Here is a 12,125-nt window from a genome sequence, read left to right as displayed (position 1 = left end):
CATGCAGAGGCTTTTTTTATTGCTGTAGTTGAACCAGTCAATCGATGTCTTTCACATCAATATTCAAGTCCTGAATTTTCCGGGTAATGGTGTTACGCCCTATTCCCAAACGCTGCGCCGCCTCAATCCGCTTGCCATGGGTGGCCTTCAAAGCGGCTTGAATCATGGTGGTTTCAAACTGGGCAGTCAGGGCATCCATTACATCGGGTTGGCCACTTTCCAGTGCTTTCTCTGCTTCGATAAACAACAACTCGAGCCAACTGGCGCTGCCCGCAGGCACTGGCGCATTCGTCAATGCATCAGACGTTGAAGTGTCAACGGGATACTTGCCAGCCGACATGCCTCCCATACCAGTCTGCATTGGAGGGGTTACTGCTGCCTGTGTGGCTGGAGCATTCTCTGAAAGCCAAAGATTTGGACTGGGTGAATTGCCCGCCATTTTTTCAAGTGCCGGGGCGCCACCATTCTGAAAGGCTTTGAGTTCAGGCGGCAGATCACGCGCTTCAACCAACTGGGCAGGTGCCATGACAGTGATCCAGCGACACACATTCTCCAGCTGGCGCACGTTGCCCGGAAACGGAAACTCGCTGATGATACGAATGGCGGAATCAGACAGCCGCTTGGTTTCAGTACCCAACTCGCGTGCGGACACATTGAGAAAATGTTTAGCCAGAATGGGAATGTCTTCTTGCCGCTCGCGCAGTGGCGGCAAACGGAGCCGAATCACGTTCAGGCGGTGATACAAGTCTTCCCGGAACATGCCCAGTTTGACACGTTCATCCAGGTTTTGATGCGTGGCTGCAATTACCCGCACATTGGCCTTGATGGGTTGTTGCCCACCCACTCGGTAAAAGTGACCGTCTGACAAAACCCTTAACAATCGGGTTTGTAACTCGGCCGGCATGTCACCAATCTCATCCAGAAACAGGGTACCGCCCTCGGCCTGCTCAAACCGGCCCTGCCGTTGGGCCTGGGCTCCGGTGAAGGAGCCGCGCTCATGTCCAAACAACTCGGATTCAAGCAAGTCTTTGGGAATGGCGGCCGTGTTCAGTGCGATGAATGGCTTTGAGGCGCGAGGACTGTGACGGTGCAAGGCACGGGCCACCAATTCTTTACCTGCACCACTTTCACCGGTGATCAGCACGGTGACATTGGACTGCGACAAACGGCCAATGGCGCGAAAAACCTCTTGCATGGCGGGTGCCTGCCCCAAAATTTCGGGCGCTGCTGAATCTGCTTCTTCAACAAACTCTTCAGTTTGCGATTCGCGCACGGCACGCATAATCAACTCGACCGCTTTTTCAATGTCGAAAGGCTTGGGCAAATATTCAAACGCCCCACCCTGAAAAGCCGAAACCGCACTGTCCAGGTCGGAATAGGCGGTCATGATAATCACCGGCAAATCGGGTTTAAGTTCGCGAACCTTGGACAAAAGCGTGAGCCCGCTTTGCCCGGGCATGCGAATGTCTGAAACCAGCACCTGCGGCACCTCGGTTTCGAGTCGTTCTAGTACTTCGGAGGCTGACGAAAAAATTTCGCAAGGAATTCCTTCGCGGGAAATTGCTTTTTGCAAAACCCAACGAATGGAGTGGTCATCATCAACAACCCAAATAGGACGCATTAATTGTGGTTCCTTCAAACCGCTCAGCTGGTAGCGTGATCAAACTGCAGCGGCAATGTGACTTTGAAAAGTGTTCTTCCCGGTGTGGAGCTGCATTCAATGATGCCTTCGTGTTGTTGCACGAATGTTTGAGCCAACGTCAAGCCCAAACCACTGCCGCCCTCACGTCCCGAAACCAGCGGGAAAAAAATTCTTTCCATGATTTCTGCAGGAATGCCGGGTCCGTTGTCGATCACTTGCAAGTCTAATGCCAGCCTGTGTTGCTTGCGGTTTAAGGTTACTCTACGCACCACTCTGGTGCATAGTGTTATTTGCGCGGTGCCTTCCGCGATTTGTGGTGCCAAAGCTTGTGCAGCATTGCGCACTATATTCAGGATTGCCTGAATAAGCTGTTCCAGATCCCCTAAAAACTCGGGAATGGAAATGTCGTAGTCACGAACAAATTTCAAGCCCTTCGGGTGCTCAGCCAGAATCACCGAACGCACCCGCTCACACACCTCATGAATATTCATCATGGACACGATGTGAGGCTTACGGTGCGGGGCCAGCAGGCGGTCAACCAGGGTTTGGAGGCGGTCCGATTCCTTGATCACCACCTGTGTGTACTCTTTAAGCTCCGGCGAAGGAAGCTCAACTTCAAGCAGCTGCGCAGCACCACGAATGCCCCCCAGCGGGTTCTTGATTTCATGGGCGAGGTTGCGAATCAGTTCTTTGTTGGCAAGCGACTGATCGAGCATTCGGGCCTCACGATCCACCTTCAACTGCTGCTCGATTTCCCGCAGTTCAATAATGGTGACGCCATTCGCGCCATCGGGACAAGACAAAGTGACATGCACATGTTCAGACGTTCCGCTGGGCCGAATCAACTCGAATACCTGCCGCTTCACGCCAAAGGGATCGGCATGGGACTTGTTCAGAAACTCCCGAAATGCATTCGCCTCTACAAACAAGGCCGCCAGGGCCTGCCCGTCCAGGCTGCGCCTTGAAACCTCCAGCAGGGTTTCGGCGGACAGATTGGCGTACAACACAACGCCTTCCGGATTACTGACCACAACCGCAGTGGCCAACAACTCCAGGCCTTGAAAGCGTTCTTTTTTCAATTCATCCTCATAATGATCTGATCGGTTTAATCAATTTACTTTGACAGCCTGATCAATTCGGTTTTAAGTATTTCAATATTGTCATTGGTCACCATGATTTCCTGTTCAAGTCGAGAAACCCGGTCCAAATATTTTTGATAATTTTTCTCATTGCCCAAACGATCGGGCTGACCATTCTTGTATTCGTCCTGCAAAGACTTCAACTTGCTTTCTTCGATGCGCAGTTCTTCCTGCAAAATTTTCATTCGATCGTCTTTTGCATTGAAGTCGGCGGCAGAGCGATTGTCATAAGCGGCTGTGGCCCGTCTGCCTGAACCGCCCGCTGAGGAGGGCTCGGACATGCTGCTGCCTTTTGAGGCTGATCGCGGGGATGGAACCACAGTAATCGGATTCAGGTTCAAGGGCACGCAACCGTCGCCACCATCGGAGTTCTGGTAGGTGCGCACACCGTCGGCGCCGGTGCAAACGAACATCTCGGTGCCTTTGGCCTGCGCCGCAGGCAGCAACAGAATGCCCATTACCGAGACCATTAGCGAATATTGAAAAACAGTCGACTTCACCATGATTGCATATCTACAGAATTCGGGACGACTTTCATGATACTCGATCCCTCCTTGAAGCCCCTCCCCATTGAAGGCGGGTGCTGATACCAGACGGGGTAGATTCTTTACAAATAACTGAAAATGAAAAATGGCCCTGCACTTGATCAGTGCAGGGCCATTTTCACGTCCGATCAATATATACGGTATGAATTACAGACCGTAGTACATGTCGTATTCAATGGGGTGTGGGCTCATGCGCATGCGCTGAACTTCTTCCATCTTCAACTCGATGTAAGCATCGATCATTTCCTTGCTGAACACACCACCACGAGTCAGGAACTCGTTGTCAGCCTGCAGGGCTTCCAATGCTTGCTCCAGGCTATGACACACGGTTGGTACCATTGCGTCTTCTTCTGGGGGCAGGTCGTACAGGTTTTTGGTCGCTGCTTCACCGGGGTGAATCTTGTTTTGAACACCGTCCAGACCAGCCATCAACAGGGCAGAGAATGCCAGGTATGGGTTGGCCATGGGATCCGGGAAACGCGCTTCAATACGACGGCCCTTGGGGTTGGCCACGTGCGGAATACGGATGGAAGCTGAACGGTTTTTGGCAGAATAAGCCAGTTTCACCGGTGCTTCGTAACCAGGTACCAAACGCTTGTAAGAGTTGGTTGATGGGTTGGTAATCGCGTTCAAGGCACGAGCGTGTTTGATGATACCGCCGATGTAGTACAGGGCGAAATCAGACAAACCAGCGTAGCCGTTGCCAGCAAACAGGTTCACACCGTCTTTCCAGACTGACTGGTGAACGTGCATGCCTGAACCGTTGTCGCCCCACATTGGCTTGGGCATGAATGTGGCTGTTTTGCCATAGCTGGCAGCCACATTCCACACGGTGTACTTCAAAATTTGTGTCCAGTCAGCGCGCTTGGTCAGCGTGGAGAACATGGTACCGATTTCGTTCTGGCCAGCGCCAGCCACTTCGTGGTGGTGCACTTCAACAGGCACGCCTTGCTGTTCCAGCAACAGACACATTTCAGAACGGATGTCCTGGAAAGAATCTGTTGGGGACACGGGGAAGTAGCCGCCCTTCACGGTTGGACGATGGCCCAGGTTACCGTGTTCGTAATCAATGCTGGTTGACCAGGAGGCTTCTTCAGACTTGATCTTGAAGAAACAGCCAGACATTTCATCACCCCAGGTGATGCTGTCAAAAATGAAGAATTCGGGTTCTGGACCAAAGTAGGCCGTGTCGCCCAAGCCAGAGGACTTCAGGTAGGCTTCAGCGCGACGGGCGATGGAACGTGGATCGCGGTCGTAACCCTTGCCGTCGGTTGGCTCAATGACGTCACAAGTCAAAATCAAAGTGGGCTCTTCACGGAATGGATCCATGCGCGCAGTGTCAGGATCAGGCATCAACAGCATGTCAGAGGCTTCAATGCCTTTCCAGCCGGCGATGGAAGAGCCGTCGAAGGCGTGGCCAGACTCGAACTTGTCTTCGTCAAACATCTTAACTGGCACAGACACGTGCTGTTCTTTGCCTTTGGTGTCGGTGAAGCGGAAGTCAATGAACTTCACTTCATTTTCCGCAACCATCTTCATTACTTCTTGGGCGGTCGCCATTGAAAATCTCCTGGTACGTGAGGTGGAATAGTGATCTTAAAAAAACCTAAGTTGAACGCTTTGATTTAAGCGAAACAATAGCACGTTCGATAACGCTATATATGACGCTCAGAGCGAATTCAAACTTCAACATAGAGACGTAAAGCAAAGACCATACCAAGTTATGGACAACCTTGAATCAAGGTTTCTGGCTGGTTCGATGGAATCCATCGCAAAACTTCTGCACCAACAATGTGCACAAAGCACTAATTTGGTGCCTATTAGCATTTCACCTAATCGATCGCATGCTTGTATTACAATACACTCATCAATAAATTACTTGCGAATGCAACTTCATGTCCTCCACTTCACAACAATTGATCGACCAAGCTAGGCAATACGCCTCTGAAAAGGGTCTGGGCTACTTGGGTTCACTAACCCCCAAAGAAGCTTGGGAGTTACTGAATGCCGATGAGAACGCTGTTCTGATCGATGTGCGCACCGACGCTGAACTGGATTGGGTTGGTCAGGTGAGCTTTTCAGAGGACCGCTCGTTTCATGTGGAGTGGAACAATTACCCCGATGGCATTCGCAACCCCGATTTCATTGCGCAAATCGAGGCAAGGGTTGAGAAGCATCAACCAGTTCTTTTTATCTGCCGAAGCGGAGCGCGGTCCCACCACGCGGCCACCTTGGCTGCCAAACATGGATTTGAATTTGCAATCAATGTGCTGGAAGGATTTGAGGGCGACAAGAACGATTTCCACCAACGTTCAAGCCTCAACGGCTGGCGTTTTCACGGGCTACCTTGGGAGCAACATTGAGCAGCCCGGCCAATGGCTTGAATGGGTTTTTATTGCCCAAAAAGACCGAACAACTTGCCAGCCACCATGAACGCAGCCAGGCAACCCAGCACATGAACAAGGGCATGGCCCAAAGCAAGCATGGGTTTGTCGAGCAGCAGGTTTGCACCCTCTGCAGTGAAAGCGGAAAAAGTAGTAAGCCCGCCCAATACGCCAGTCATGAGAAACAGCCCCACCGGGTTGGCTTTCAGCCAGACTGGCCCCAACACCGAAAACAATGCGCCTGCAATAAAACCGCCAATCAGGTTGACCGTCAAAGTGCCGATTTGAAACGGCAGCCACGCTGGTTGAGCCAACAGCAAGCCAAGGCCATAACGCCCCACACCGCCTAGGCCAGCCCCCACAAACACGGCCAGCGCATTCAATGCATTCACTGCGCTTGCTCCCAACGCTCTTTGGCAGAGTCGTCGCTGTCACGGGCAGACACCCAACGGGCGCCTTCAGGCGTATCTTCCTTTTTCCAGAAAGGTGCCTCCGTTTTCAGGTAATCCATGATGAATTCACAGGCCAAAAAAGCCTGCTGACGATGCTCGCTGGTGGCTGCAGCAAACACGATTTGATCTTCCGGATACAAGGGCCCTACTCGGTGAATAATCATGGCCGATGTAATCTCGAACCGTTCATCAGCCACTTTCAGAATGTTTTCAAGTGCCTTTTCAGTCATGCCGGGATAATGTTCCAGTGTCATGGCACTTACAGTGCTGTTTTCATTGATGTCGCGCACAGTGCCAATGAAGGTTGCCACCGCACCAATTTCGGGCAAACCCTGTCGAAGCCACCGAATTTCCTCAGCCACATCAAAATCAGCCTCCTGAACCACCACCTTGGCGCGTTTCATTTCACCCCCCAGTAACCGGCGGGAAAAAGGCCACTTCAGCCAGCTCTCCAACCGGTGTTTCATCGTCGGCCATGTCCTGGTTTACAGCGGCACGCAAACGCCCGACCTCGGAAATGGCTTTGGCAAATCCAGGATACTCAGCACACAAATGGGCGCGCAAACCGGCCACGGTCGCCGGTGAAAATGCTGCATTCACTTCGAGGCTGTCTTGCCCGAACTGCTCTTTCAAACTGGCGAAAAACCGCACTTTTACTTTCATCTCATCAAATCCTGATACGACACGTAATCCACCCAGTCACCCGGGTGGACCCGCTGCCCTTTGGCCACCCTGACCAAACCACTGGAGCAGGCCAGCGAGGTCAAAACCCCTGAACTCTGGTTTGCAAACAAACTTGCTTTTTCAGATTGTACATCCGCACGCAAAAACTCTTCGCGGCGAGTGTCGGGCGTGGGCCACGAGAAATTGGCCTGAACCTGTCTGGTGCGCTGGCGCCAGTCCACAAGCTCCCGGGTTTGCCCTTCCAGCAAACTCAAAAAGGGTTTCACAATCAGTTGAAAGGCCACTGCGCTTGAAACCGGATTACCGGGCAGTCCGAAAAACCAGCTTTGCCCGCCACCAGGTCGATTAATCTGACCAAAAGCAATTGGCTTGCCGGGCTTCATGGCCACTTTCCACGAACGCAACTGCCCTACTTTCTCTATTGCGGGTTTAACGTGGTCTTCTTCGCCCACCGAAACACCACCAGAGCTGATGACCGCATCGCAATCGGCCAATGATTGAAGCGCAGCGCAAGTGGCTTCCAAATTATCAGGAACAATACCCACCGAGCTCACTTCAACATTCATCGATTCAAGAAGACCGCACCACACATATTCGTTGGAATTGTAAATTTGGCCGGGCTGTAAAACTTGACCGGGGTTTTGAAGCTCGCTGCCAGTAACCATGACCCCCACTTTCAGGCGCTTGGTGACCAACACTATGGGCACGCCAATTGAGGCCAGCAAGCCCACATGAATGGCGTCCAGACGGGTACCTTTGGACAACACCACCTGCCCGCTTGAAATGTCCTCACCTGCACGCCTTATCCATTGCCCGGGCTTTGGAACAACGCTGAACGTGACACTGGCATCGTCATTGACCACAACATCTTCTTGCATCACCACAGAATCAGCGCCAGCAGGAATTGGTGCGCCAGTGAATATTCGCGCCACGGTTCCTGCTTGCAATGGCTCTGGTGAAGAACCGGCTGGCACACGTTGGGACACCTGAAAATTATGCCCGGCCTGGAAATCGCCACAACGAACCGCATAACCATCCATGCCACTGTTGTCGTGTTGCGGCACATTCAAGATGGAATGAATGTCTTGGGCCAGCACCCGGCCCAAGGCATTTTTCAAATTCACAGATTCAGTGGATATTGCCTGCTGGGTGGCAATGGGCCACACCTGTTCAAGCAAGTCGTTCAAATCAATCATTCACAAACCGTTTCAGGATGAATTGCGCAATCGAAGCCGGGTCGTTCAAAGGCAGAACCGGCAAACCACGGCACTCAATTTCAGTGTCGCAGGCCACTGCAATAATGTTCGAATCCTGAGGATACAACATGGGTTTGCCATTGGCTTCTCGCCAAATTTCAATTTTGGGAATATCTGCCCGCTTGAATCCTTCAACAATCACCAGGTCGCAAGGGGATAGTTTTTCAAGTTGCTCCTCCAGTGTGGGTTCTCTTTCATCGCGCAACTCATGCATCAACACCCAGCGTTTGTTGGCAGTAATCAGCACTTCATAGGCGCCTGCTTCTCGATGTCTGTAGGAGTCTTTGCCTGGGCGGTCAATGTCAAAATCATGGTGAGCGTGTTTAATCACAGACACGCGAACGCCCTCGCCGATCAACATGGGCAAGAGCTGCTCAATCAATGTGGTTTTACCCACGCCGGAAAAACCGGCAAAGCCAAACACCTTGGGCACTTCAGTTTCCTTCTGACAGTTGTTTTTCAATCAACAACAGTTGCTGACCTGTTTCTTTCAAAATATCTGCGGATGGGCGTGCCTTACAACGCAACACAATTTCAAAACAGGCACCGAATTGTGGCTCAACTTCCGGCAGCACTGGGCTGGTGGCCCACAAATCGCCGCCATAACGTTGAACCAGCATGCGCGAGACCGGCAGACCCAAGCCGGTTCCTCGGCCCGCCTGTTTGCTGGTGTAGAACATTTTGAAAATGAGTTGCAAGCGATCTGAAGGAATCGCTTCGCCGTTGTTTTGTACCAGAATTTGCACGGCCGGCTGGCCATCGCTCAAGAGAACATCTGCAGTTTTTATCGAAATGGTGGGGCCCTCGTTCAATGCGGCAAACTGCGCATCGAATGGCCCTTCAAGGGCATGGGTTGCGTTAATCAACAAATTCACCATGACCTGCTGCAATTCAGTTTTGCTGATTTGAACAGTTTGTTGTGCAGAAAAATCAAACTTCAACTGCGCACGTGCCATGTCAATTTCATTGCGGACAAACAAAATGCTGTCCTGAATGATTTCATTAACATTGATCTCTTCGGTGTATGACGCGTATTCATCTGGCCGACAAAACTGCAGCAGCTTTTGCACGATGTTGCGCATGCGGTGTACTTGCTCATCGAGCAAACGCACTGTTTTAAGGCTTTCGGGATCATTCAGGGTAATCCGGATCAAATCCAGATGCCCCATCATGATCGCCAAAGGGTTGTTGAATTCATGCGCAATGCCGGCAGTCAACTGTCCCAATGCCGCCAATTTTTCCGAAGCCAGCAACTGCTCCACCGCCTGATGAAGTTTTTGATTGGCCGCCTGCAAATCAGCGGTTCGCTGCCGCACGCGCTCATCCAGCTGTTCATTGAGGCCAAGAAGTTCGCTGCGGCGCGCATCCAGTTGATCCAGCAGCGCATCGAAGTGATTGGCCAGGTCTGCGAATTCATCTTCGCGGCGAAGATCGCCCACACGGGCTGCCGTATCACCACGTTCCTGCAAGCTCATGATGTAATTCATACGGCGCAGAGGATAAAAAATACCCGAAGTTAAGCGCACCACCATCATGGCACCCAGCACCATGGCTGCCCCCACTGCCAGTAAAAACAAAATCAGCAATTGGGTTTTGATATTGGCGTAAGGTGCCTCCAGAAAGCCGACATAAAACATGCCGATCCGCGCGCCCTCCGGGCTCAACAGCGGAGCATAAGCGGCCACATACCAGTCGTTCACCACGAAGGCACGTTCCAGCCACACTTCGCCGCGCCCCAAAACGCTTTGTCGAACTACGTCAGAAACACGGGTACCCAAAGCACGTGACTCGCCATCGCGACGAACCGTAGTGGCTACGCGCACGTCTTCCAGAAAAATGGTGGTGGTACCGATGGAGCCTTCCAGCAAAGTGTTTGGTGAATAAATCAGGTTGTTAATCTCATCTACCAAACCCAGATTGCCGTTTAACAGCAAACCGCCTTCCAGATAACCCAACATATTCCCGTCGTTGAAAACAGGTTGCAAAACCTGAACAACCAAGCCCCTGTCCTCCTTGCTTTTGGATGATGGGCTTGCGTTGGAAGTTGGAATAATGGCCTGCACCGCGCGCGAGGCGAGATCGGGGGAAATGTCCATCAGCTCCTTGTTCGACAGCAACACGGTGTAGCTGCCTGACTCGCGAAACTTCACTGACTTTTGCACCTCGGGGTCGAGCATGTAAGGCAAGCGTGAGGGAAACGAATTCACCACCATGCCAGTTGGACTGATCAAACGCAGGTAAGCAAAACCGAGCCGCTCTGCTTGAGTTTGCAGGTCCTTGTTGTTCAGCTTGCCACCCCGCTGGCTCAGCAGATTTCGAAGAAAGGCACTTTCCGACCAGGCTTTCAAGGCCTGTGACCTGCTTTCCTGCACATCGGTGAACTCTTGTTGCGCAAGCACAAGATCGCTGCGCACTTTTGAAATGAGAATTTTTGTATAAGCGGCCTGCCCAGCCGACCACACCAGCATGGCCACAATGGGAATGAGCACCAGCAAAGGGATGCAGGCTGTTACAACCAGTTTGGTCTTGACAGTCCAGTGGCTGGGCCAAAAATGCCCGCGTGGCGGAAATGGCCGCTGACCTATTCTTGGCTCCACGCCATGCACTTTCGTTCAAGTGTTTTTCGGGACACGCCCAAGCGGCGTGCTGCTTCGGATTTATTCCCGCTGCAGGCATTCAACACACGCAGAATGTGCGCTTTTTCAACCTGCTCCAGCGACTCGCTCTGAGGGTCTTCTTCAATGGCAGTCCGCTCATCCAGATCAAGATTCAAAGGCAAATCTTCCTTGGGGAAATAACCCAAAATCAATGAACGCTCAATGAAATTTCGCAGTTCACGCACATTGCCTGGCCATTCGTAGGCCTGTAAACGCGCCTGCATTTCCGGGCTTATTTTCAAGGGATCAATGCGCAGCTTTTTGGCAAACACCTTGATGAAGTAGTTGGCCAGAAGCTCGATGTCTTCGGGGCGGCTGCGCAAAGGCGGCATTTCAATCGGCATCACTTGCAATCGGTAATACAAGTCTTGCCTGAAGCGCCCGCGCTTCACCTCTACATCCAGATTCACGTTTGTCGCAGCAACAATGCGCACATCCACATCCACTTCTTTGGTGCTGCCCACCGGACGAATTCGCCGGTCTTCAAGAACTCGCAACAATTTGGTTTGCATGCTCAGCGGCAACTCGCCTATTTCATCGAGAAACAGAGTGCCGCCCTGTGCGTAGTAGAACAGGCCCTGGTGCGATTCATTGGCGCCAGTGAAAGCGCCCTTGGCATGGCCAAACAACTCGCTTTCAATCAATTCCGGAGAAATGGCACCGCAGTTAATGGGCACAAATGGGCGCTCGCTTCGCAGACTCATGCCATGCAGGGTACGGGCCAATACTTCTTTGCCCGAGCCAGACTCGCCCGTGAGCAGCACAGTGGAATCGGTTGGGGCCACTTTGGCCACCAGCTTTCGCAGTTGGCGCACAATCGGACTTTCACCGACCATCACCTGCTCGTTTTGCTGAAGATTGGAAACAGCCCTTTTCAGCACGAAGTTTTCACGTTTCAAGCGGTTTTGGTCGGCTGCGCGATCAAGTGCGTACCAAAGTTGGTCAATACGAAAGGGTTTCTGGAGAAAGTCTTGCGCGCCTGCGCGCAGGGCACCAATGGCGGTGTCCATGTCGGCATAGCCAGTAATCAGGATTACATCGCCCTCGTAGCCACCTTGGCGCAACTCGTTCAGCCATTGAAGGCCACTTTTACCGGGCAAGCTCACGTCCAGCACCACAGTGCTGTAGTCATGGTTGTCGAACAGGGCCTGGGCCATTTCAACAGAGCCTGCGGTATCTACACGTGCAAAACGGGTTTCCAGCGCCTTTTCCAGGAAATGGCGCATGCCAGGCTCATCATCCACAGCCAACGCCGACAAACCCTTTCTGGGCTGGGCATCGATGCCTTGGCCGGTGGCAACTTTGGGGAGGTCAACAGTGTTGGATTGAGAGGTCAAAACAGTGGCTTCACGGGGTGTTACTTAAC

The 12,125-nt window shown here is 52.2% G+C and carries 12 protein-coding genes; 1 reads left to right on the top strand and 11 read right to left on the bottom strand.

All coding sequences use genetic code 11. The annotated features are described in order from the left end of the window. Nucleotides 1-37: 37 nt before the first annotated feature. The 4 genes from ntrC to glnA all read right to left on the bottom strand — a co-directional run bounded on the left by ntrC (nucleotide 38) and on the right by glnA (nucleotide 4,886). Nucleotides 38-1,621, bottom strand: a complete 1,584-nt coding sequence (gene ntrC, locus FCS97_RS10630; protein WP_138518409.1) for a nitrogen regulation protein NR(I) — start codon at nucleotides 1,619-1,621, stop codon at nucleotides 38-40. A 23-nt stretch (nucleotides 1,622-1,644) separates the two neighbouring features. Continuing rightward, a complete protein-coding gene (gene glnL / locus FCS97_RS10625; protein ID WP_138518408.1) occupies nucleotides 1,645-2,721 on the bottom strand; it encodes a nitrogen regulation protein NR(II) in 1,077 nt (358 codons plus the stop codon). A 35-nt stretch (nucleotides 2,722-2,756) separates the two neighbouring features. Further along, nucleotides 2,757-3,239 carry a DUF4124 domain-containing protein gene (locus FCS97_RS10620; protein WP_138518407.1) on the bottom strand — a complete coding sequence of 161 codons (483 nt, stop codon included), beginning with the start codon at nucleotides 3,237-3,239 and terminating at the stop codon, nucleotides 2,757-2,759. A 234-nt stretch (nucleotides 3,240-3,473) separates the two neighbouring features. Further along, a complete protein-coding gene (gene glnA, locus FCS97_RS10615; protein ID WP_138518406.1) occupies nucleotides 3,474-4,886 on the bottom strand; it encodes a type I glutamate--ammonia ligase in 1,413 nt (470 codons plus the stop codon). Nucleotides 4,887-5,221: 335 nt separating this feature from the next. On the opposite strand from glnA, the gene FCS97_RS10610 reads away from it, so the two are divergent. Next, entirely contained in the window at nucleotides 5,222-5,689 is a 468-nt protein-coding gene (locus FCS97_RS10610; protein WP_138518405.1) for a rhodanese-like domain-containing protein, read from the top strand. 29 nt (nucleotides 5,690-5,718) lie between these two features. On the opposite strand, the gene FCS97_RS10605 is transcribed toward FCS97_RS10610, so the two are convergent. The 7 genes from FCS97_RS10605 to FCS97_RS10575 are packed head-to-tail and all read right to left on the bottom strand — an operon-like array spanning nucleotide 5,719 to nucleotide 12,096. Beyond that, nucleotides 5,719-6,102, bottom strand: a complete 384-nt coding sequence (locus tag FCS97_RS10605; protein WP_212746478.1) for a fluoride efflux transporter FluC — start codon at nucleotides 6,100-6,102, stop codon at nucleotides 5,719-5,721. Next, nucleotides 6,099-6,566, bottom strand: a complete 468-nt coding sequence (moaE, locus tag FCS97_RS10600) for a molybdopterin synthase catalytic subunit MoaE (RefSeq protein WP_138518403.1) — start codon at nucleotides 6,564-6,566, stop codon at nucleotides 6,099-6,101. Before moaE ends, FCS97_RS10605 begins: the two co-directional genes overlap by 4 nt. 1 nt (nucleotide 6,567) lies before the next feature. Beyond that, nucleotides 6,568-6,825, bottom strand: a complete 258-nt coding sequence (moaD, locus tag FCS97_RS10595) for a molybdopterin converting factor subunit 1 (protein ID WP_138518402.1) — start codon at nucleotides 6,823-6,825, stop codon at nucleotides 6,568-6,570. Then, nucleotides 6,822-8,042, bottom strand: coding sequence for a molybdopterin molybdotransferase MoeA (locus tag FCS97_RS10590; RefSeq protein ID WP_138518401.1), 1,221 nt, complete (start codon nucleotides 8,040-8,042; stop codon nucleotides 6,822-6,824). Before FCS97_RS10590 ends, moaD begins: the two co-directional genes overlap by 4 nt. Next, entirely contained in the window at nucleotides 8,035-8,565 is a 531-nt protein-coding gene (gene mobB, locus FCS97_RS10585; RefSeq protein ID WP_138518400.1) for a molybdopterin-guanine dinucleotide biosynthesis protein B, read from the bottom strand. The genes FCS97_RS10590 and mobB overlap by 8 nt, the downstream gene beginning before the upstream one ends. After that, a complete protein-coding gene (locus FCS97_RS10580) occupies nucleotides 8,537-10,699 on the bottom strand; it encodes a sensor histidine kinase (RefSeq protein ID WP_138518399.1) in 2,163 nt (720 codons plus the stop codon). Before FCS97_RS10580 ends, mobB begins: the two co-directional genes overlap by 29 nt. Further along, nucleotides 10,684-12,096, bottom strand: coding sequence for a sigma-54-dependent transcriptional regulator (locus FCS97_RS10575; RefSeq protein ID WP_138518398.1), 1,413 nt, complete (start codon nucleotides 12,094-12,096; stop codon nucleotides 10,684-10,686). Before FCS97_RS10575 ends, FCS97_RS10580 begins: the two co-directional genes overlap by 16 nt. Between the last annotated feature and the right edge of the window lie 29 nt (nucleotides 12,097-12,125).

The sequence above is a fragment of the Limnobacter alexandrii genome (genome assembly GCF_005871185.1).
GTDB classification, from domain to species: Bacteria; Pseudomonadota; Gammaproteobacteria; order Burkholderiales; family Burkholderiaceae_B; genus Limnobacter; species Limnobacter alexandrii.
This window is presented reverse-complemented; position numbering and strand designations above follow the sequence as displayed.